The sequence below is a fragment of the Flavobacterium sp. HJJ genome (assembly GCF_015351475.1).
In the GTDB taxonomy this organism is placed as follows: Bacteria; Bacteroidota; Bacteroidia; order Flavobacteriales; family Flavobacteriaceae; genus Flavobacterium; species Flavobacterium marginilacus.
This window is the reverse complement of sequence record NZ_JADKPR010000014.1, coordinates 98,660-120,014: the sequence shown is the minus strand read 5'-3', so window position 1 is coordinate 120,014 and position 21,355 is coordinate 98,660. Positions and strand designations below refer to the sequence as shown.

The 21,355-nt window shown below is 34.2% G+C and carries 16 protein-coding genes and 1 tRNA gene; 13 read left to right on the top strand and 4 right to left on the bottom strand.

The window, feature by feature from the left end:
- Window positions 1–180 precede the first annotated feature (180 nt).
- The 6 genes from IRZ80_RS12630 (at window position 181) to IRZ80_RS12605 (ending at window position 4,807) form a co-directional block, all read left to right on the top strand.
- The gene (locus tag IRZ80_RS12630) at window positions 181–372 is read left to right on the top strand and encodes a hypothetical protein (RefSeq protein WP_194641923.1); all 192 of its coding nucleotides are present in this window, start codon (window positions 181–183) and stop codon (window positions 370–372) included.
- Between the two features lie 149 nt (window positions 373–521).
- The gene (locus IRZ80_RS12625) at window positions 522–1,196 is read left to right on the top strand and encodes a response regulator transcription factor (protein WP_194641922.1); all 675 of its coding nucleotides are present in this window, start codon (window positions 522–524) and stop codon (window positions 1,194–1,196) included.
- A 187-nt stretch (window positions 1,197–1,383) separates the two neighbouring features.
- Window positions 1,384–2,718 (top strand): sensor histidine kinase, encoded by a 1,335-nt coding sequence (locus IRZ80_RS12620; RefSeq protein ID WP_228520900.1) that lies wholly within the window; start codon window positions 1,384–1,386, stop codon window positions 2,716–2,718.
- Between the two features lie 107 nt (window positions 2,719–2,825).
- Entirely contained in the window at window positions 2,826–3,023 is a 198-nt protein-coding gene (locus IRZ80_RS12615) for a hypothetical protein (protein WP_194641921.1), read from the top strand.
- Window positions 3,024–3,201: 178 nt separating this feature from the next.
- Window positions 3,202–4,437 carry a metallophosphoesterase gene (locus IRZ80_RS12610; RefSeq protein ID WP_194641920.1) on the top strand — a complete coding sequence of 412 codons (1,236 nt, stop codon included), beginning with the start codon at window positions 3,202–3,204 and terminating at the stop codon, window positions 4,435–4,437.
- Between the two features lie 73 nt (window positions 4,438–4,510).
- Window positions 4,511–4,807, top strand: coding sequence for a thioredoxin family protein (locus tag IRZ80_RS12605; RefSeq protein WP_194641919.1), 297 nt, complete (start codon window positions 4,511–4,513; stop codon window positions 4,805–4,807).
- Window positions 4,808–4,820: 13 nt separating this feature from the next.
- Here IRZ80_RS12605 and IRZ80_RS12600 read toward each other — a convergent pair whose 3' ends face one another.
- Complete coding sequence (locus IRZ80_RS12600) at window positions 4,821–5,459, bottom strand: polysaccharide deacetylase family protein (protein WP_194641918.1); 639 nt, start codon at window positions 5,457–5,459, stop codon at window positions 4,821–4,823.
- Between the two features lie 97 nt (window positions 5,460–5,556).
- Window positions 5,557–8,832 carry a DUF2723 domain-containing protein gene (locus IRZ80_RS12595; RefSeq protein ID WP_194641917.1) on the bottom strand — a complete coding sequence of 1,092 codons (3,276 nt, stop codon included), beginning with the start codon at window positions 8,830–8,832 and terminating at the stop codon, window positions 5,557–5,559.
- Window positions 8,833–9,096: 264 nt separating this feature from the next.
- On the opposite strand from IRZ80_RS12595, the gene IRZ80_RS12590 reads away from it, so the two are divergent.
- A tRNA-Gln gene (locus IRZ80_RS12590) sits at window positions 9,097–9,167 on the top strand.
- A gap of 108 nt (window positions 9,168–9,275) precedes the next feature.
- On the opposite strand, the gene IRZ80_RS12585 is transcribed toward IRZ80_RS12590, so the two are convergent.
- On the bottom strand, window positions 9,276–10,103 hold the full coding sequence (locus IRZ80_RS12585; RefSeq protein WP_194641916.1) for a universal stress protein: 828 nt from the start codon (window positions 10,101–10,103) through the stop codon (window positions 9,276–9,278).
- Between the two features lie 170 nt (window positions 10,104–10,273).
- On the opposite strand from IRZ80_RS12585, the gene rimP reads away from it, so the two are divergent.
- The 4 genes from rimP (at window position 10,274) to IRZ80_RS21260 (ending at window position 16,225) form a co-directional block, all read left to right on the top strand.
- Window positions 10,274–10,738: a ribosome assembly cofactor RimP gene (gene rimP, locus IRZ80_RS12580; RefSeq protein WP_194641915.1), complete on the top strand. Its 465-nt coding sequence runs from the start codon at window positions 10,274–10,276 to the stop codon at window positions 10,736–10,738.
- A 14-nt stretch (window positions 10,739–10,752) separates the two neighbouring features.
- Entirely contained in the window at window positions 10,753–12,006 is a 1,254-nt protein-coding gene (gene nusA / locus IRZ80_RS12575; RefSeq protein WP_115811312.1) for a transcription termination factor NusA, read from the top strand.
- Between the two features lie 90 nt (window positions 12,007–12,096).
- Entirely contained in the window at window positions 12,097–15,012 is a 2,916-nt protein-coding gene (gene infB, locus IRZ80_RS12570) for a translation initiation factor IF-2 (protein ID WP_194641914.1), read from the top strand.
- Between the two features lie 1,030 nt (window positions 15,013–16,042).
- Window positions 16,043–16,225 (top strand): hypothetical protein, encoded by a 183-nt coding sequence (locus IRZ80_RS21260; protein ID WP_194641913.1) that lies wholly within the window; start codon window positions 16,043–16,045, stop codon window positions 16,223–16,225.
- Between the two features lie 22 nt (window positions 16,226–16,247).
- Here the strand turns inward: IRZ80_RS21260 and IRZ80_RS12560 are convergent, their stop codons facing one another.
- Window positions 16,248–16,637 (bottom strand): SPOR domain-containing protein, encoded by a 390-nt coding sequence (locus IRZ80_RS12560; RefSeq protein WP_194641912.1) that lies wholly within the window; start codon window positions 16,635–16,637, stop codon window positions 16,248–16,250.
- Window positions 16,638–16,856: 219 nt separating this feature from the next.
- Here IRZ80_RS12560 and IRZ80_RS12555 point away from each other — a divergent pair, with 219 nt between their 5' ends.
- Both IRZ80_RS12555 and IRZ80_RS12550 read left to right on the top strand, forming a co-directional pair.
- A complete protein-coding gene (locus tag IRZ80_RS12555; protein ID WP_194641911.1) occupies window positions 16,857–18,188 on the top strand; it encodes a c-type cytochrome in 1,332 nt (443 codons plus the stop codon).
- 103 nt (window positions 18,189–18,291) lie between these two features.
- Window positions 18,292–21,354 (top strand): TAT-variant-translocated molybdopterin oxidoreductase, encoded by a 3,063-nt coding sequence (locus tag IRZ80_RS12550; RefSeq protein WP_194641910.1) that lies wholly within the window; start codon window positions 18,292–18,294, stop codon window positions 21,352–21,354.
- Window position 21,355 lies beyond the last annotated feature (1 nt).

Below are 21,355 nucleotides of genomic sequence, written 5' to 3'. Positions count from 1 at the left end.
AAGCGGGAGGAATGTTTCTAAAAATGCCTAAAGTTCTGCTCCAAAAACAAATTAGGAAAAGCGAAATCCGTTAAGGGAAAGTTAAACTTTTTGAGAAAGATAAATCTTCATTTTGTCTTCATTTTGCGGTTATACATTTGAACTATAAATAAAAAATTAATAATTTAAATTTTAGAAATCATGAGAAATTTATTGATGTTATTAGTAGCAGTTTTAGGAACAAGTGCAATGGTTCAGGCATTCCCTGCAAAAGATGTAAAAGCAGCTTCGGCAAAGGAGATCACAACAAAAAAACACCACAAACACAACAAAGCTAAAAAAGAGCAAAAAATGGCAGCACCTGAAGCCTCAAGTTCTAATGCAAAAAAATAATTGATGTTTTTGTTTTGCCTGCATTGAGGATGGGAGCAAAAGAAAAGGGTTAATTGTTTTATCAAAGTCAGTAGAGTCATTTACTGGCTTTTTTGTATTTTAGATACATCAAATTTTTAAAAGAATATGGTTGTAAATTGTGCTTCGTTATGAAAATTCTAATTGTTGAAGATAATCCCGAGTTGGCTGTAGAGGTGAAAGAATATCTTTCGGGAAGTGGTTATATCTGTAAAGTTTCGAAGAATTGCGAAGAGGCTTTGGAAGAAATCAACAGCAACGATTATGATATTATGCTTTTGGATTTGGGTCTGCCAGACGGAAGCGGTTTTGATATTTTGAAAGAGATTCGGAAAACCGAGTCTAAAGCTGCGGTAATTATCATTACTGCCCAAGGCGAACTGGAAGACCGGATAAACGGATTACAGCTTGGTGCGGATGATTATTTGACAAAACCTTTTGCTTTGACCGAATTGGGTGCGCGTTTGTTTGCGATTATCCGCAGAATGCACGGGTACACGGTGAATCAGCTGGATGTTCATGGTTTTAGTCTGAAACTGCAGGATTACAAGGTAAGTTATGCCGAAATTCCAATTAATCTCACCAAAAAGGAATTTGATATTTTTCAGTATTTGGTTTTGAATAAAAATCGGGTTATAACCCGTCTGCAGTTGACTGAACATATTTGGGGAGATATTCTGGAGGTGAATTCGGATTCTAATTTTATTGATGTTCATGTTCGGAATCTTAGAAAAAAACTGGATAAGCACAGTAAAATTGAGTGGTTTGAAACGGTTAGAAATGTTGGTTATAGAATTAATGCCTAAATTGGCTTTAGGCTTAAGGATTTCTTACTAGAGTTTGTAAAAGGATAGATCTCGCAAAGACGCTAAGACGCAAAGAAATCTGATCCTAACTTTGCGACTTCGCGCCTTTGCGAGAAGAAATTAAGTTTAATTTAATGACATTGAGCAATAAGCTTTATGTAAAACTGAAACTCATAATTATTAAAGTATGAAAATCAAACATCAGCTGGCTATTTTTAATGCATTATCGCGTTTACTGCTGATATTGGTTTTGTGGCTGATGCTTCCTGTTTTGGTTGAAAAAGTGGTTTACAATCATATTAATAAAAGTCTGCTGGAGAAAAAGCAGAAATTCATTGACCATTTAGATAAGGAGGAAATAAATGATTTCATAGTTCGGAATGATACTTCTGAAACATACGCTAGTTTTTCGACTTTACACAGCGAGTTTCTTGTGCTTTCCAGAATGCCTTCCGCTGGTAAAATAAATCAGACGCTTTTTGTTACTGAACCAAGAATTATTGAAGAAGAAAGCAACGACTATAGAATTCTTCAGTATTATTTTAAGTATGAAAACGAAAATTATCTCTTAGAAATAGGGAACAGTTTGAGTGAAATTAATGACCTGACTTTCGTAATTAGGCTTTTCTTTATAATGGTTTTGATTGTTATTGTTGTGATTACTTTTGTGGCTGATACTTTTTATATCGAATATTTATTAAAGCCTTTTTATAAAATTATTGATACTAAAATCCGTCATGTTAACGAACCCGAGGCTTTTGATCACACTCCGATAAAAACACATTCTACAGATTTTCAGGAACTGGATACGGTTTTAAACCAAATGATGGATAGAATCAGTGAATTGTTTAAGAAAGAAAAACAGTTTATAGGCAATGTTTCCCATGAACTGCTGACTCCGATTGCATTATTGAAAAACAAATTTGAGAATCTGCTTCAAAACGAGTCTTTGAATGATGGTGCCGTGGACAAAATTGTGAGTTCATTAAGCACATTGGATTTGTTGAAAAAGATAATTGCTAATCTGCTGCTGATTTCAAAAATCGAAAACAATCAGTATGAAGCGAATGAAGTGATTGATTTTGATGCAATAATTACTGATTTGGTAAGCGATTTACAGGACAGAATTGATGATAAAGAATTGTCTTTTGATAAAAAACTACAGCATCATTTTAATTTTAAAGGAAATAGAACCTTAATGCATATTCTTTTTTATAATCTGATTGTAAATGCAATCAAATACAATAAGCCATTGGGTACAATTGAAATTGCTGATGGGTTTTTGGATGGAAAATATTTTATATCAATATCTGACTCAGGAATTGGAATGAATGAAAAACAGCAGCAGAATGTTTTTAAGCGATTTACCAGAGTGAGCACAGATCAGGAAGGGCAGGGTTTAGGGCTTGCAATTGTTGAAAGTATTGCTCAATTCCACCATATTGCGATTGAAATTTCATCTGAAATAAATGTTGGTACCACTTTTCTTTTATTCTTTGCAAAAGAGCCAAAATCTAATTAAATGTTAATTTTTTCAGACAGGTCAAAACTTCATCTAATCTTCATCTAGCATGCATAGCTTTGACCTATAATTAATAAACGAATTAACAATTTTAAAAATTTAAGATCATGAAAAAATTATTGATGGTATTGGCAGTAGCTTTAGGAACAACAGTTATGGTAAGTGCACAAACTGCACCAGCTCAAACTACTCCGGCTAAAGAAACAAAAGCGGTTAAAAAAGAAGCTAAAAAAGAAACCAAAAAAGCTCACAAAGCTGAAGCTGCTAAAACTACAGCTGCCGAAACTACAACTGCAAAAAAATAATTGTTTTTTCAGTCAGTGGTTTATTAGGTCATTGACTAAAAAAGCATTAAAAGTTGGTTTTAATAGACGGAAAGAGGGGGATAAAGAAATTTACTCCCTTTTTTTGCGTTAAAATTATGATAATATAAAACCTTAACGTTTTCATTAGTTGTTACTTTGTGTAAAATTTTTTAAAATAATGATTCTACGTTTATTTTTTTTCGGAGCTGTTCTTTTTATTATTGAGCTTTATGCATTCCAAGCTGTCAAAACTTTGATTAAGATGCGATGGATGCTGATTTCTTATCAAGTAATAAGTTTTCTTCTTTTTGCTTTTATCCTTTATTCTTTTACACAGTTTGACCGTTCGGTCGGGCAGACTAAGCAGACTATGTTTACCATGGGACTGCTGCTTTTGGTTTATGTTCCAAAAATTGTAACAATGATTATTCTTTTGGGCGAAGATGTGTTTCGTATAGCAGCAGGTGCAGTTAATTATTTTATCGATAATAACAACAAAGCTGATTTTTTGCCTTCGAGACGTAAATTTGTAAGCCAAATAGGTTTGGGCCTAGCAGCTATTCCTTTTCTGTCGCTGATTTATGGAATATTTGAAGGGAAATATAATTTTAAAGTCATAAAGCAAGCGGTGCATTTCCCTGATCTGCCAGATGCTTTTGATGGTTTTACAATAACTCAAATTTCTGATGTGCACAGCGGCAGTTTTGATAATCCTGAGAAAATCAGTTACGCAATTGATTTGGTTAATGAACAGAATTCGGATTTGATTTTGTTTACAGGAGATATCGTTAATACGCATGCCAAAGAAATGCATCCTTGGATTGAGACTTTCAACAGAATTAAGGAGCATAAATATGGCAAATTTTCGGTGCTTGGGAACCATGATTATGGAGAATACGTGACCTGGCCTTCGCAGAAAGCTAAAGATGAAAACTTTGAAGGAATCAAAAAATTGTATGGAGATATTGGTTTTCAGCTGTTATTGAATGAGCATACTTTTATTGAAAAAGACGGAGAAAAAATTGCATTGGTAGGAGTAGAAAACTGGGGCAAAAATTTTAAACAGGCAGGAGATTTAAAGAAAGCTTCGCAGCATTTAACCAAAGAGGATTTTAAAATTTTAATGAGCCATGACCCAAGCCACTGGAACGAAGTGGTGCAGCATGATGATAAGCATTTTCAGTTAACATTGTCCGGTCATACGCATGGAATGCAGTTTGGTATTGAAATTCCAGGTGTTTTCAAATGGAGTCTGGCACAATATGTGTATAAGCAATGGGCAGGATTATATGAAAACTTAGGGAGATACGTTTATGTAAACAGAGGTTTCGGTTTTCATGCATATCCTGGCAGAGTGGGGATTATGCCTGAGATTACAGTTATTCAACTAATAAAAGGAGAAAAATTAGCATAATTGGTTTAAAATGCTAAATTTGTAACCTAAATATCTCTTTTTGGAACTAATAGAAATTTAATATTTTGGTTTTATGTCAAAATTTGGAGAACTTATAAATGTACAAGTTCCTGTGTTGATAGATTTTTACACAGATTGGAACGAGCCGTCACTTTCGATGCATCCTGTTATAAAAGATGTAGCAGCTGCGCTTGGAGATAAAGTAAAAGTTATCATGATAGATGTAGATAAAAATCAAGAATTGGCCGAAGCACTGCGTATTAAAGGCTTGCCTACCTTGATGATATATAAAGAAGGAATGATGATCTGGAGACAATCCGGCGAGCTTGATGCCAATACTTTAATTGGAATTGTACAAGAACAATTGTAGATAATCCTTGTTTTTAATGGATTGTGTCAAATGTAAAACCTCTTTCTTTTAGGATTTGTAATGACCGAGGGAGTACATATTTCAGATTTTTATAAGCTTTTACACTGTCGTGGAAAATAATTATACTTCCCGAAACAGTATTTTTGAGTACGTTTTCAAGACATTTTTCTGGTGTTATGGTTTGGTCAAAATCGGCACTGAGAACATCCCACATGATTATTTTGTAACCCAGTCTTCGCAATTCTTTAGATTGTGATTTTTTTATTTTGCCATATGGCGGACGGAATAATCTGCTGTTTTCAGGATGCAGTTTGTCGATGAGATTTTGACATTCTGTGACATTTGTTAAATAATCATCTGCTTTTGTTTTCCAGCCATTAAAATGATTAAAAGTGTGATTTCCTATTGCATGACCTTCATTGATTACTTTTTGAAATAAACCTGGGCTGTTTTCTATATTCTTTCCAATGCAAAAAAATGTTGCTTTTGCCTGATGCTTTTTTAGTTCTTCCAAAACCCATTCAGTTACTTCATGAGTTGGCCCGTCGTCAAAAGTGAGGTAGATTTTATTCTCTGCATTGGGAATATCCCATGTAAAATTGGAGAATATTTTTTTTATAAACGTATTTGTCTTAATCCAATAGAATTTCATAATTCAATAGTACAATTAAATTCAATTTTAAGCAAAAAAAATGTAGTGCCTTTTTTAGTTGCACTACATTTTAATTGTTTTGATTTATATCAGATAATTATTCTTTTTTGCGTCCAAATCGGGCAAATATTTCAATATAAGTGTTAAATGTTTTTTTACTTGAATTGTAATATGCCTGATCTTTACTTTCCTGCATTACGGTCAACAAGCTTCTGTAACGCTCAATGTCGGTAATGATTTCAATACTTACATCAGATTGTTCTGAAGGAGCTAATTTGGCATAATAATTAAGGTTTTCGCGATATTTGTTTATCAATTTTTCTAATAAATCATGTGCTTTAGCCTTTTCGCCAACATCATAGTAACCTTTAGCAAATGGTTCAACTAAGGAGTAATATCCAAATTTTTCCAAAGGCATTTTTGTCATTGCTAACTCAATGATTTTTTTGGCTTTGTCAATTTTTCCTTCAGCGATCAGCTGTTTCATCAATCGGGCCAAATTCATTCGGTAAGTAAGACTTTCTCTGCGCGTTTCTGGATCATGATATATTTTGTCACTGTCGCTGTTCCCCCAATCCCACGCCATTACTTTGGCATACATGTTTTCAGTGTCAATTCGTCCCATATCCATTTGACCAGAATCTTCAGTGAATGCTGTTTTTATTGGAACTAATTTATAAACCATACCTTCTAATTGAAGATAATCTTTCATCCATAAATAATCTTCCGCATCAAATGCGCCTCCGCTAAAATAAACAGGTCTTTTCCAGTTGTTGTTGTTGATAAGGTCAAGCATCATCAGTCTGTTTTTGTAGATGGCACTTCCTTTTATATCAATATCAATATAAGGAACAATTGAATCGTATAATTTTGGATTGACAATTTTGTTCTTTATAATGTTGTCTTTATTAATAGGAATTCTGATTTTATTAGTCGGATAAAAATGTATGGTTTGTCCATTTTGCATTTCTACAGTAGATCTAGGGTCTTTTATGAATTTTATAAAAGCGGGTAAATCCCAGCGGCTTTCGGTTTTTTGAATATGTGCTACATAGTCAAGTTTATCTCCCACATATTCATTATGTGTAAATGAAATTGGCAGGGCATTGGATTGATATGCTTTTCTCTTCATTTGATCAATATACCAATCTGTCATAAATAAACTTGTATTTACAATTTTAATATCGGTACGGATGCCTTCTATTTCCTGAGCATACCAAAGAGGAAATGTGTCGTTATCTCCAATGGTAAATAAAATAGCATTTGGATCACATGATTCTAAATAGGCTTTTGCCATAGCGGTTGCTGTGTATTTCCCTGAACGGTCGTGATCATCCCAGTTTTGATAAGCCATTAATACTGGTGCTACCAATAATGAAGCTCCTATGAATACAGGACCTGCAATTTTTGGAGAAAGGTATTTTTGAAAACTTTCATATAATGAATATACGCCAAAACCTATCCAAATGGCAAATACGTAAAATGATCCTACTAAGGCATAGTCTCTTTCACGCGGTTCAAATGGTCTTTCGTTCAGGTATATTTTTAACGCAATTCCCATAAAAAGGAAAAGTGCTAATAAAACATAAAAGCTTTTTCTGTCTTTGCTCGCATGATGCATAATTCCAATTAACCCAAGTATAAATGGTAAAAAGAAATATACGTTTCTTCCTTTATTGTTTAAAGTATCTGTTGGTAAATTGTCTTGAGAAACTAAGTGTAAATTGTCTACAAATGGAATACCGCTTATCCAGTTTCCGTCAAGATAGTCATATCTGCCCTGTTCGTCGTTTTGTCTTCCAACAAAATTCCACATTAAATACCTCCAGTACATGTATCCAAATTGGTATTCGAACATAAAGCTGAAGTTGTCTGCGGTGGTTGGTTTTTCTATAATTAAATAGTCGCTATAATGTTTTAGAAAAGCAACATATCCTTCATTGTCAATTTGTTTTTGAGCATAAGCCTGTCTGAACTCAGATACCGTTTTTTCAGTTTCATTTTTTAATTGTGCAACTGCTTTGTTGTAATCTTCTTCACTTAATTTGCTTGGATCCAATCCATATTTTACAAGATCTTCATCATAATCATGGTTTGGATTTATTCTAAATGCCGGCGGATGTGTGAAGTTAATATAGTTTTCAATATGTTCTGTGCTCCACATTCTTGGAAGAATTGTTTTTTGGCTGTTGTCTGAATTTTGTTCGGCATTCTTGTAATTGTTTACAATAACATATTTGCCGGTTTTGTAATCTCTCTCGTAGTTAGGAGCTTTGTCTAAATATGGAGTTTCTGGGTCTAATCCTGTAAAAGCCTCGGTGTATTGAGGACCATAAAATAATGGGTTAACTCCGTATTGCTCTCTGTTGTAATATGCTAAAACTTCGGCAGCATCAGATGGTTTGTTTTCATTGATGACAGTTTCAGAATTGGCACGAATTGGCAACATCAGCCATGTTGAAAATCCTATAAGAATGAAAAGAATACAAAGAATAAGAGTGTTATAGTGTACTAATCCTTTACTGCGGGTATAATTCAATCCAAAATAGAAGAAAGCTATTAGAAGCAGTGTTACAAAAATAGTTCCTGAGTTAAAAGGCAGTCCCATTGAATTAACCATGAAGACTTCGGTTTTACCAAAGAAAGCCATTGTTAAAGGTAATAATAATTTGAAGATGAAAAGTAAAACAGAAACAACTACAATGTTGGCAATTATGAAATTTTTTACTGTTACTACTTTGTAGTTTTTAAAATAATATAAAAATCCAATAGCAGGAATAGTTAACAAGGCCATGAAGTGCACTCCAAATGATAATCCAACTACAAGTGAAATTAACAATAACCATTTATGACCTCTAGGAGTATCCATATCCTGTTCCCAGCGTAATCCCAGCCATAAAAGCAGAGAAATTAATAAACTGGCCATTGCATAAACTTCAGCTTCTACTGCATTAAACCAAAAACTGTCCGAAAAAGTATAAGCAAGCGAACCTACTAAAGAACTTCCAAGTATTACAATAGCATTACTGCTGTTTATTTCGGTATACTGACTTATAACTTTTTTCAAAATTATAGTTGATGACCAAAACATAAATAATATGGTGAAAGCACTTGAAAATACAGATGTCATGTTTACCATCAATGCAATATGTTCTTTGTCTAAAGCAAACATTGCAAAGAAAGCACCAATCATTTGGAACAAAGGTGCTCCTGGCGGATGCCCAACCTCTAGTTTTGCAGCAGTAGCAATATATTCTCCACAATCCCAAAAGCTCATGGTAGGCTCAACAGTAAGCGTATAAGTTATTAAAGCGATTGAAAAGGCAAACCAACCTGTAATGGTATTCCATTTGTTGAAATTGAATGATGTCATATACTTGTCTTCTGTTTTTTTTTACATGTTTTAAAAAGTGATACAAAGAAAATGTTTTTTTTTTTAAAGTGAAGTCGCATTATTATAATTTTATTGAAAATAATCATTTTGGTAAAGGCTTTGTAATTCAATGTTTTAATCAGATTTTGATTTTTAAATTGAAATTTGTTTCAATTTTTTTGAAGAAAAAGGCAAAAAAAGTTTGCACAACTAGGAATTTGTTCTAAATTTGCACTCGCTAAGCAGAAATGCTCGCAGAAAAGCTGGTCTATGGTGTAATGGTAACACAACTGTTTTTGGTGCAGTCTTTCTAGGTTCGAGTCCTAGTAGACCAACAAAAAAAGCCTCTCAATCGAGAGGCTTTTTTTATGAAATTATTTTAAACTGTACGCGTTTGAAAAGTAAAGCCTCTCTTTTTTTTGGAGAGGCTTTCTTTTTTAAAATTATACTCTAAAAGTTAATACTGGCTTTTGAGAGTGATTTACTAGATCTTCAGAAATGCTTCCAGTGAAGAAATGGTTTAATGCAGTTCTTCCATGTGTGCAGAAAGCAATTATGTCTCCATTGTTTTCATTAGAGTAATTTATGATTCCTTTTTCAATGTTGCTTTCGTTGTATGTTTCAAAAGTGTACTCTGGCATATCAAATTCAGCAACGAATTCATTTATGATTTTGCGTGCAGCCGAAGTGCTTTTGAAGCTGTTTGGAGTGCAGATCATTACAAGGTTTAATTTTGCTTCAAATATTTTAGCAAATTCAATAACCTTTTTGAAAGGTTTTTTGATTTCGTTAGAGAAATCTGAAGCGAAAATGATGTTTGCTGCTTTGAAGTTTTCTAGTTTGTTTTTGATTACTAAAACTGGAACTTCAGATTGTCTTACGACTTTTTCGGTATTTGAACCTACTAGGATTTCATTAAGACCGGTTGCTCCGTGAGATCCCATTACAATTAAGTCAAAATCGCTGTTTTGTTTAATGTAGTTGTTGATTCCTTTGTAAGCACCATCGAGTCTGACAACTTCGGTTACAGTGATTCCGTCTAGATATGGACGGTTTTTTATGCTTTTTAGAGTTTCTTCTGCTTTGCGTTTGAATAGCATAATTTCCGGGATGCTTGTTTCGCCGGATATGGCGTCATTCATGTGTGTAGGTAGTTCCAGCATGTGAATTAAGACAATTTCGCTGTTGTTTTTTTTTGCAATTTGTGCGCCAACTTCTATAGCTTCATCAGCATATTTTGAAAAATCAGTTGGGATAAGAATTTTTTTCATTGTAATTGGGGTTTGTTTAAGTATGAATTATTTGTTAATTGATAGATTAAAGATATATTATTTTTTAATAGTAATCAATTTTTTTGATTTAAAAAAAACACTATATTTGCACCGTTATTTAGTAAAGTTTAAATAATGAGGGGACTAACGTCCCCTCTTTTTATAAAGATATGACATTTAAAGAGAAAGTAAAGCGGGTATTAGAAGAGGTTCTTCTGGAAAAACCATCTATTTTTTTAATTGACTTGACTGTAACGGATAGTTTTAAAATTATTATTGGGATTGATGGGGATAATGGAGTGGTTTTGCAGGACTGTATTGATATAAGTCGTGCTGTTGAGGGTAACTTAGACAGAGAAGAACAGGATTTCTCATTAGAAGTCGCTTCGGTAGGAGTAGGTTCTCCTTTAAAATTAGTTAGGCAGTATAAAAAGAATATTGGCAGAACATTAATTGTTAAAACCAATCAAGAAAATATTGAGGCAGAATTAGTTGAAGCTAATGATCTTTTTATAATTTTGTCTTGGAAAGCTAGAGAAGCCAAAAAAGTGGGTAAGGGAAAAGAGACGGTTCAAAAGGAATTGCAGATACCTTATGCAGATATTAAAGAAGCAGTTGTTACAGTAACATTTTAATTTAAAGAATTCGCATGGAAAATTTAGCATTAATCGATTCATTTTCAGAGTTTAAAGATGATAAACTTATTGATCGTGTAACGCTTATGGCAATTTTGGAAGATGTATTTAGAAATGCATTGAAAAAAAAATACGGTTCAGATGATAATTTTGACATCATCATAAATCCTGACAAAGGAGATATGGAGATTTGGAGAAGAAGAGTAATCGTTGCTGACGAGGATTTGGATTTTGAAAATGAAGAAATTACATTAACTGAAGCTAGAAAAATCGAAGCCGATTTCGAAATTGGAGAGGAAGTTTCAGAAGAAGTTAAATTGATAGATTTAGGAAGAAGAGCGATATTGGCTTTAAGACAAAATTTAATATCAAAAATACACGAACACGATAATACGAATCTTTACAAGCAATTTAAGGATATTATTGGTGATATTTATACTGCAGAAGTGCATCATGTTCGTCCAAGAGTTGTAATTTTGGTGGATGATGACGGAAACGAAATCATTTTACCAAAAGAAAAACAAATTCCTTCTGATTTTTTCCGTAAAGGAGATAATGTTAGAGGTATAATTGAAAGTGTTGAACTAAAAGGAAACAAACCTCAGATTATTATGTCCAGAACTTCAGATAAGTTCTTGGAAAAATTATTTGAACAAGAAATCCCTGAAGTTTTTGATGGTTTAATTATGGTTAAAAATGTAGTGAGAATTCCTGGTGAAAAAGCAAAAGTAGCTGTAGATTCTTATGATGACCGTATCGATCCAGTTGGAGCTTGTGTTGGTATGAAAGGATCTCGTATTCACGGAATTGTTCGTGAATTAGGAAATGAAAATATTGATGTGATTAACTATACAAGCAATGTTCAATTGTATATTACCAGAGCGTTAAGTCCTGCGAAAGTTTCTTCTATCAAAATTAATGAAGAAGCTAAAAGAGCCGAAGTGTTTTTGAAATTAGAAGAAGTTTCTAAAGCAATTGGTAGAGGAGGTCATAACATTCGTTTGGCTGGACAGTTAACAGGTTATGAATTAGATGTAATTCGTGAAGGTGATGTTGCCGGAACTACAGCTGATGATGATGATGTTGAATTAACTGAGTTCTCAGATGAGATCGAAGAGTGGGTTATAGAAGAATTTGCAAAAATTGGTTTGGATACTGCTAAAAGTATTTTGAAACACGATGTTGAAGATTTAGTTAGAAGAACTGACCTAGAAGAGGAAACGATTTTAGATGTAATTAGAATATTAAATGAAGAATTTGATAGTTAACAGACTGTTAATTCCTCATATAAAATAAATTTCTATTTTTAATGTAAGGTAAAAATGGAACAACGAATAAGGTAAAAATAAAAAGATTTTATGTCTGAAGAGAGAATTATTAGAATAAACAAGGTTTTAAGGGAATTAAATATTTCGTTAGAAAGAGCTGTGGATTATCTTAAGGATAAGGGAATTGCTATTGAGGCAAATCCAAATGCTAAAATTTCTGACAATGAATTTAATATCCTACAAAGTCAGTTTGCAGGCGACAAGGGGAATAAAGAAGCTTCCAAGGAAGTAGGTGAAGAGAAAAGAAAAGAAAAAGAGGCATTGCGTATTGAGCGTGAAAAAGAAGTTGAAGATAAACGCAAACTAGAGGAAGAGCGTTTGAAACAACAAGAAGTTATTAAAGCCAGGGCTACATTGTCTGGGCCGGTTCAAGTTGGTAAAATTGATCTTAATCCTAAAAAAGCCGCTCCTGCTCCTGAACCTATTGTTGCTGAAAAAGTAATTACTCCTATAGATATAACTTCAAATGAAGCACCTGTTTCTAAAGAAGATGTGAAAAAAGTTACTGCTGAAACTGTAGAAATAAAACAGCCAGTAGTAGAAAAAATCATAAAAGAGATACCTAAGGTTCAAGAAAATGAGGCTGTTGAAAAACCTAAATTCAAGGAAGTTAAAAGTGCCGAAAAACAGCCTGAAGCTGTAGTAGAGAAAAAGGCAGTAAGCACTGCTAATGAAGCTCCAGTCGAAGAATCGATTACTACACAATACCAAAAACTTTCTGGTGCAACTCTAACCGGTCAAGTGATTGACTTGTCTCAGTTTAATAAACCGAAGAAGAAAAAAGAAGATCCAAAAATTACGCCTAACAAGCCTGGTACTCCTGGAGTTGCTGGTGCTAATAATGCGAATAAAAATAAACGCAAGAGAATTGCTCCTAAACCGGGAGCTCCTAAATCTCCTGCAACTCCAGGTGTTCCTGGAGCGCCAAATCCTAATAAGATTACTCCGAATACAGGTGGAGGCGGTTTTAATGCAAATAGAAGTGCAAGACCTGGATTTGTAAAAGGCAATAGACCTGCAATTGTTGCAAAAGTTGAGCCAACAGAAGAAGAAGTTAAAAATCAAATTCGCGAAACTTTAGAGAAACTTCAAGGTAAAGGAGGGAAGTCTAAAGCGGCAAAATATAGAAGAGATAAAAGAGATACGCATCGTCAAAAATCTGATGACGAGCAAAGAGCTTTGGACGAAGGAAGTAAAACGATTAAAGTTACTGAGTTTGTTACTGTAGGTGAAATTGCAATAATGATGGATGTGCCGATTACAAAAGTGATTGGAACTTGTATGTCTCTTGGAATCATGGTTACGATGAATCAGCGTCTGGATGCTGAAACATTGACAATTGTTGCTGATGAATTTGGTTATGACGTTGAATTCATAACAGTAGATATCGAAGAAGCTATTGAGGTAGTTGAAGATAAAGAGGAAGATTTAGTTACCAGAGCACCAATCGTTACTGTAATGGGACACGTTGATCACGGTAAAACATCTTTGCTGGATTACATTCGTAAAGAAAATGTTATTGCAGGTGAGTCAGGAGGTATTACACAGCACATTGGAGCTTACGGAGTAACATTGGATAACGGACAAAAAATTGCGTTCCTTGATACACCAGGTCACGAAGCGTTTACTGCGATGCGTGCCCGTGGGGCTCAGGTTACCGATATTGCTATTATTGTGGTAGCTGCGGATGATGATATTATGCCACAGACCAAAGAGGCTATTTCTCATGCTCAGGCGGCTGGTGTTCCGATTATATTTGCAATCAATAAAATCGATAAGCCAAATGCTAACGTTGAAAAAATTAAAGAACGTTTGGCAGGCATGAATTTACTTGTGGAAGATTGGGGTGGAAAAATTCAATCTCATGATATTTCTGCAAAAATTGGTACAGGTGTTAAAGAATTATTGGAAAAAGTATTGTTAGAAGCTGAAATTTTAGATCTGAAAGCAAATCCAAATAAAGCTGCGCAGGGTACAGTTGTTGAAGCTTTCTTAGATAAAGGAAAAGGGTATGTTTCTACAATTTTAGTACAGCATGGTACTCTTAAAATTGGTGATTATATGCTGGCAGGAAAGCATCATGGAAAAATTAAAGCGATGCACGATGAAAGAGGTAAAACTGTTACTATAGCAGGGCCTTCTACTCCTGTTTCGGTTTTAGGACTTGATGGAGCTCCTACAGCTGGTGATAAGTTCAATATTTTTGAAGATGAAAAAGAGGCAAAACAAATTGCGGCGAAACGTTCTCAATTAATGCGTGAACAATCAGTACGTACACAGCGTCACATTACATTAGACGAGATTGGACGTAGAATCGCATTAGGTCAGTTTAAAGAGTTGAACATTATTCTTAAAGGTGACGTGGATGGTTCTGTAGAAGCCTTGTCTGATTCGTTCTCTAAATTATCAACCGAAGAAATCCAGATCAATATTATTCATAAAGGTGTTGGAGCAATTACAGAATCTGACGTTATGTTAGCTTCTGCTTCTGATGCGATTATTATAGGATTTAACGTTCGTCCTGCTGGAAATGCTAGACAATTAGCTGATAAAGAAGAAATCGATATCCGTTATTATTCTATTATCTATGCTGCTATCGATGATTTGAAAGATGCGATGGAAGGAATGTTAGCTCCAGAAATGAAAGAGGAAGTTCTTGGTACTGCTGAAATCAGAGAATTGTTCAAAATTTCTAAAGTGGGTACAATTGCCGGCTGTATGGTTACGGATGGTAAAATTACCAGAAATGGTAAAATTAGAATTGTTAGAGACGGCGTAGTAGTTCATGAAGGTGAATTAATTGCACTGAAACGTTTCAAAGACGATGTAAAAGAAGTTACCAAAGGCTACGATTGCGGTATTCAGATAAAAGGTTATAATGACATCGAAGAAAGAGATGTTATTGAAGCTTACCACGAAGTGGCTATCAAAAAGAAATTGAAGTAATATTCACTTGTTATATAATTTAAAATCCCAATTCGTTGGGATTTTTTTTGTTTAGAATGTCGTTTTACTTAGGTGTTGATTGTTTAATTGAGAGCAGTAATATAAGGTGTTTTTTTATATGATTATTGCTCTTGCAAGTGAATTGTTACGCTGGGAGTAATTTTAAAGCTTCTTTGTTGTTATTGTTAAATGTTTTCACAATGATGCAAGGTATTCGCTTTTAAAGAATAAATATTACTTTGTCATTTTGCAAAACAGTTAAATTTGCACGTATCCCAAGGATTAAACAGATTAGGATGGGTTTTTTATAACTCCGTTAAGAATTTAATTGGAATCTGTGCAAAATCCATTCAATCCGAGTCATTTGTGTGCCATTTTTTTATACTTTGAGTGTGTTGAAATTAAAAGTTTTAAAAGCAAATGTCTTATCAATGATGGTTTGTGATTTATTGTATAAATGGTTTTTGTTATGAATAAAAGACGGATTAATGCCTAAAGAAATTAATGGCATTGTCACTCTCCTTGCAGATAAAAAGGAAATTGTAAAAGGAATGCGAACTTATTATACAGGTACGATAAATAATGTTGAAGCTATAGTAGTGTTTTTACGGTGGGGCAAAGTCGCTTCTAACTCACTTGATTGCAGAATTCGGAATAACTGAATTTTTATTTACAGGAGTTGCCAGTGCAGTAGAGCGGACTTAAATATCGGTGATATTGTTGTTGCGAATAGCCTTGTGCAGCATGATTTGGATGCCCGTCCTATAATCAAATAAATTGGAATCCCGTTCTTAGGTATAAGTGAACTCTTTCTTCCAAAAGAAGTTTTGGATAATTACAGTAGAAAGGATTGGTGAGTTAGTTAAATGGAAACCTGATTGATTTAGTTTCTTTAAAACAACAGAAAGATATTCATTGATAATTCAAAAAAAAGTAATGGTTGGATAAAATATAAGCGGGAATCAATTCTTTTTAGTAATCTTGAATAAGAAAATATTCTAGCTGTCTTTCCAGATGTTTTGTGTGTAGTATGGAAGGATCAGTTCTGGTTCAGGTATGTTTTGAATATAATATTCCTTTTGTGATTATCTGTACAATTTCTGATGATGCGAATGAGAATTCTGTAATAGATTTCAATGAGTTTATATCACAGGTTGCTTCTAAATTTAGTCTGTATATTATTAAAAAATTTATAAAACAGCTTAGATTTTAAATGTAGTTTAGTGTTTAAAAATTTATTTGCTAGGCTTTATTAAAAAAACGTTTTTATATCTTTTTTTAATATCAATAAGATTTCGTTCGGCTTCCATTCTAGTTCTGAAATTTCCAACCCAAACTTTATAATTTGGTGTATTGAAAATAATTGTTCCGTCGAGGTCTTTGAATTCTTGTTTAAATTCTGACAAAGTTTTTTTGGCAGTTTCACTTACACCGTTGAATATTTGAATTTTGTACCTGTCATTATAAGATAAATTAGGGTTTGATTTTCTTTTTTCTGTCAGTAATTGTTCGAATTTTGGATCCTGATTAAGTGTTAAATTCGAATTTTGAGCTCCTGTTTTTATTGTAGTTAAACAAAATAAAAGAGCTGATACTAATGGCTGTGCTAATCTTAAAAATCTCATAATCTGATTATTTATTTTACAAAAATAACATTTTAACAGGAAATTGAAATTACATTCCTTATTTAGATTTGATATAAATTATAATTAAGATTATTTTAAGGTTTTGAGAATAGTTCTTAAGTCGTATTTTTGTCGCAGTTTTTAAAATAAGGAGGGTTTCGTCTTCTAGTTTATTTGACAATAAGCGAACAATTTTTAGTAGATAATCAATATATTAATATGAAAAAGGTGGGTAACCATAATTCGAATTCAAGGAAATTATTTTTAAGCTTAGCATTAATGTTGAGTATTTCCGTAGCTTCGCTTGCACAAGATGCTGCTCCAGCAGCAGATGCTGCAGCTGCTGCGCCAGCTGCCAGTTCTGGAGGTGATGCGGCAAAAGGGAAAGAGCTTTTTAATACCAATTGTGCCGCATGTCATAAGTTAGATGCAAAATCTACAGGTCCTGCCTTGAGAGGTGTGTCTGCAAGGCATGATATGGCTTGGATTTATAAATGGGTTCACAATAGTTCTGATTTAATTAAATCAGGAGATAAAGTTGCAGTAAAACTTTTTGAAGATAATAATAAAGTTCCGATGACTCCTTTTCCTCAGTTATCTGAAGGAGATATTGATAATATTATAGCATATACTTCTGAACCTAAGGCTGAAGTTGCTGCGCCAGCTGGTGGTGTTCCTGGTGCTGTAAAAGACGCTTCGCAAGAGGCTGGTATTTCAAATAATGTTATTTTAGGTGCTTTGTCATTAGTAATGGCAATACTTATTGTGATGTTGGTTTTGGTAAACAAAGTTTTAAGAAAAGTTGCAGCTGCAAATGGTATTGAAGTTGCTGCAAAAGAACCTACTTTGCCTATTTGGAAGGCTTTTGTTAAAAATCAATTCTTAGTATTGGTTTCGGCTATTTTCTTACTGCTGGCTGGGGCTTATATGGTTTATGGTTTTTTAATGCAGGTTGGTGTGGATCAAAACTACGAACCAATTCAGCCAATTCACTACTCTCATAGAATACACGCAGGAGATAATGAAATCAACTGTAAATATTGCCACTCTGCTTCTAGAGTGAGTAAAACTGCTGGAATTCCTTCTTTAAATGTTTGTATGAATTGTCATAAAAGTATTAGTGAAGTTGCTGAAACTACTGCAACTCCAGAATACAGTAAGGCTTTCTATGACGAGCAGATTAAAAAATTATACAAAGCTGTTGGCTGGGACGCATCTAGTCAGTCTTATACTGGAAAGACCGAGCCTGTAAAATGGGTGCGTATTCATAACTTGCCTGATTTTGTTTATTTTAATCACTCGCAGCATGTTACTACAGCTGGAATTGAATGCCAGACTTGTCACGGTCCTGTTCAGGAATTTGAAATCATGAAACAGTTCTCTCCATTAACAATGGGATGGTGTATTAACTGCCACAGAAAAACTGATGTTAAAATGGAAGGTAATGAGTACTACAAAAAAATACACGAACAGCTTTCTAAAAAATATGGTGTTGATAAATTAACTGCTGCTCAGATGGGCGGGTTAGAATGCGGTAAATGCCACTACTAAAAAGTTTAAAGTTTCAGCTTTCAAGTTTAGTATAATTTGAAAGCTGAAGCAAATAAAGCTTGAAACTAAAAAGAAATTATTAAGATTAATATTTATATATAATATGTCATCAAACAAAAAATACTGGAAAAGTGTTGAAGAACTAGACGGAAATAGTTCTATTGTTGAGGCGCTTAGAAATAACGAATTTGTTGAAGAGATTCCTACTGATGAGTTTTTAGGAAATGAGTCGGCTTTGTCTTCTTCTTCAACTACACGTCGTGACTTTTTAAAGTACGTTGGTTTTAGTACAGCAGCGGCTTCTTTAGCTGCTTGTGAGGGTCCTGTGCATTTGTCAATTCCTTATGTGCTGCAGCCAGAACAAATTATTCCTGGAGTAGCAGATTATTATGCAACTTCGGTTTTTGATGGATTTGATTTCGCAAACCTTTTGGTTAAAACTCGTGAAGGGCGTCCAATTAAAATTGATAATAACACTATTGCTGGGGCTAAGTTTGCTGCTAATGCCAGAGTTCATGCTTCTATATTATCATTGTATGATAATATGCGTTTGAAAGAGCCTAAACTTGATGCTAAAAAAGCTTCTTGGTCTGCAGTTGATTCAAAAATAAAATCTAGTATTGTTGATGCTAAAGCAAAAGGAGGGCAAGTTGTATTTTTGACAAATACATTGGCAAGTCCGTCTACTGAAAAGTTGATTGCTGACTTTATCGCTAAGAATCCTAATGCTAAACATGTTATATATGACGCTGTTTCTTCTTCAGAAGCTTTAGATGCTTTTGAGGCTGTTTATGGAGAAAGAGCTTTAGTGGATTATGATTTTTCAAAAGCTTCATTAATCCTTTCTGTTGGTGCTGATTTCCTTGGAGATTGGCAAGGTGGGGGGTATGATTCAGGTTATGCTAAAGGCAGAATTCCATCTGGAGCAGTTGGAAAGAAAATAATATCTAAACACGTACAACTAGAATCTAATATGACGTTGTCTGGTGCAGCTGCTGATAAGCGTATTGCTATGTCTACGGCTAACCAAAAACAAGCATTAGTTCATATTTATAATATTATTACCGGATCATCTGTTGCTGCATCATTAGATGCTGCTTTCAAAGCGGATGTAACTAAAGCGGCTCAGCAATTGAAAGCGGCAGGTTCTAAAGGAGTTTTAGTATCTGGTATTCAAGATAAAAATGCTCAGTTATTAGTTCTTGCCATTAATCAAGTTTTGGCAAGTGAAGCTTTTAATACTTCGGGAACAAGACAAATCCGTAAAGGATCTAACGAAAAAGTCGCTCAATTAGTAAAAGACATGAATGCTGGAAGTGTTCATACTTTAATCATGAGCGGCGTTAATCCAGTTTATACTTTAGCTGACAGTAAATCATTTGCTGAAGGATTGAAAAAAGTAAAAACTTCAGTTGCATTATCTTTAAAAGAAGATGAAACTGCTTCATTGACAACAATTGCTGCTCCAGTGCCTCATTATTTGGAAGCTTGGGGGGATTTAGCATTGACAAAAGGAACTTATAGTTTGACACAGCCAACTATTCGTCCATTATTCGACACAAAACAATTTCAAGATATTTTATTATCTATAAACGGAATTCCTGGAACTTATTATGATTATCTGAAAGCATTTTCAGCTTCAATAATCGCTGGTTCTTCTTGGAATAAAGTTTTGCATGACGGTGTATTTGTAGGTGCTGTTCAAGTTTCTGCCGCAGGTACTGCTGATTACGCTGGTGCTGCAAGTGCTTTAGCGCAGTCAAAAGCTGCTGGTCTTGAATTAGTATTATATACAAAAACTGGAATGGGAGACGGGCAGCAGGCAAACAACCCTTGGCTGCAAGAGTTTCCAGATCCATTAACAAGAGTTTCTTGGGATAATTATGTTACTGTTTCAAATGCTGATGCTAAGAAATGGGGAATGACAAATGAAATCGTTGCTAACGGTGGATTGAATGGTAGTTATGCTAATTTGAGTGTTAATGGCGTAAAACTTGAAAAAGTTCCAGTAATTGTTCAGCCGGGTCAAGCTGTTGGAACTGTTGGTATGGCTTTAGGATATGGCCGTAAAGCTGCTTTGAAAGAAGAGATGCAGGTTGGTATTAATGCTTACGCTGTATATGGAGGATTCAATAATGTGCAGTCTGTTACTATTGAAAAAGCAAATGGAGAACATGAATTTGCTTGCGTTCAAGGTCAGAAAACATTAATGGGAAGAGGTGATATTATTAAAGAAACTACTCTTGAAATATTTAATACTAAAGATGCTGAAGTTTGGAATGAAAAACCAGTTGTATCTTTAGATCACAAAGAAGTTCCAACTACTTCAGTGGATTTGTGGGGTTCATTTGACCGTTCTACTGGACATCATTTTAATCTTTCTATCGATCTGAATGCTTGTACTGGTTGTGGTGCCTGTGTAATTGCTTGTCATGCTGAAAATAACGTACCAGTTGTTGGAAAAGATGAAGTAAGAAGAAGCAGGGATATGCATTGGTTGCGTATCGACAGATACTATTCTTCTGAGAGTACTTTTGAAGGTGATAACGAAAGAAAAGAGAATATCGCTGGATTATCAAGTTCATTGTCTACTTTCAATGAAATGGAAAAAGCAGGAGATAATCCACAAGTTTCTTTCCAGCCAGTAATGTGTCAGCACTGTAATCACGCTCCTTGTGAGACTGTTTGTCCAGTTGCTGCAACTTCTCACGGTCGTCAAGGTCAAAACCAAATGGCTTATAATAGATGTGTTGGTACTCGTTACTGTGCTAATAACTGTCCTTATAAAGTTCGTCGTTTTAACTGGTTCTTGTATAACAAAAACAGTGAATTCGATTATCATATGAATGATGATTTAGGACGAATGGTTTTAAATCCTGATGTAAATGTTCGTTCTCGTGGTGTAATGGAAAAATGTTCAATGTGTATTCAAATGACACAAGCAACAATTTTGAAAGCTAAAAATGAAGGAAGAGCAATTAAAGACGGAGAATTCCAAACTGCTTGTTCAAATGCTTGTTCTACTGGAGCAATGATATTTGGAGATGTAAATGATAAAGAGGCTGCTGTCACTAAATTGGCAGAAGATGATAGAAGCTATCATTTATTGGAGCATGTTGGTACTAAGCCAAATGTTGTTTACCACGTTAAAGTTAGAAATACCTAGT

What these genes read in the sequence shown, in the direction of transcription:
- IRZ80_RS12560 (WP_194641912.1), bottom strand. Translation starts at nt 16,637, where the DNA reads ATGAGATTTTTAAGATTAGCACAGCCATTAGTATCAGCTCTTTTATTT.
- IRZ80_RS12600 (WP_194641918.1), bottom strand. Translation starts at nt 5,459, where the DNA reads ATGAAATTCTATTGGATTAAGACAAATACGTTTATAAAAAAAATATTC.
- IRZ80_RS12555 (WP_194641911.1), top strand. Translation starts at nt 16,857, where the DNA reads ATGAAAAAGGTGGGTAACCATAATTCGAATTCAAGGAAATTATTTTTA.
- IRZ80_RS12550 (WP_194641910.1), top strand. Translation starts at nt 18,292, where the DNA reads ATGTCATCAAACAAAAAATACTGGAAAAGTGTTGAAGAACTAGACGGA.
- IRZ80_RS12605 (WP_194641919.1), top strand. Translation starts at nt 4,511, where the DNA reads ATGTCAAAATTTGGAGAACTTATAAATGTACAAGTTCCTGTGTTGATA.
- infB (WP_194641914.1), top strand. Translation starts at nt 12,097, where the DNA reads ATGTCTGAAGAGAGAATTATTAGAATAAACAAGGTTTTAAGGGAATTA.
- IRZ80_RS21260 (WP_194641913.1), top strand. Translation starts at nt 16,043, where the DNA reads ATGGAAGGATCAGTTCTGGTTCAGGTATGTTTTGAATATAATATTCCT.
- IRZ80_RS12585 (WP_194641916.1), bottom strand. Translation starts at nt 10,103, where the DNA reads ATGAAAAAAATTCTTATCCCAACTGATTTTTCAAAATATGCTGATGAA.
- IRZ80_RS12610 (WP_194641920.1), top strand. Translation starts at nt 3,202, where the DNA reads ATGATTCTACGTTTATTTTTTTTCGGAGCTGTTCTTTTTATTATTGAG.
- rimP (WP_194641915.1), top strand. Translation starts at nt 10,274, where the DNA reads ATGACATTTAAAGAGAAAGTAAAGCGGGTATTAGAAGAGGTTCTTCTG.
- nusA (WP_115811312.1), top strand. Translation starts at nt 10,753, where the DNA reads ATGGAAAATTTAGCATTAATCGATTCATTTTCAGAGTTTAAAGATGAT.
- IRZ80_RS12620 (WP_228520900.1), top strand. Translation starts at nt 1,384, where the DNA reads ATGAAAATCAAACATCAGCTGGCTATTTTTAATGCATTATCGCGTTTA.
- IRZ80_RS12625 (WP_194641922.1), top strand. Translation starts at nt 522, where the DNA reads ATGAAAATTCTAATTGTTGAAGATAATCCCGAGTTGGCTGTAGAGGTG.
- IRZ80_RS12615 (WP_194641921.1), top strand. Translation starts at nt 2,826, where the DNA reads ATGAAAAAATTATTGATGGTATTGGCAGTAGCTTTAGGAACAACAGTT.
- IRZ80_RS12595 (WP_194641917.1), bottom strand. Translation starts at nt 8,832, where the DNA reads ATGACATCATTCAATTTCAACAAATGGAATACCATTACAGGTTGGTTT.
- IRZ80_RS12630 (WP_194641923.1), top strand. Translation starts at nt 181, where the DNA reads ATGAGAAATTTATTGATGTTATTAGTAGCAGTTTTAGGAACAAGTGCA.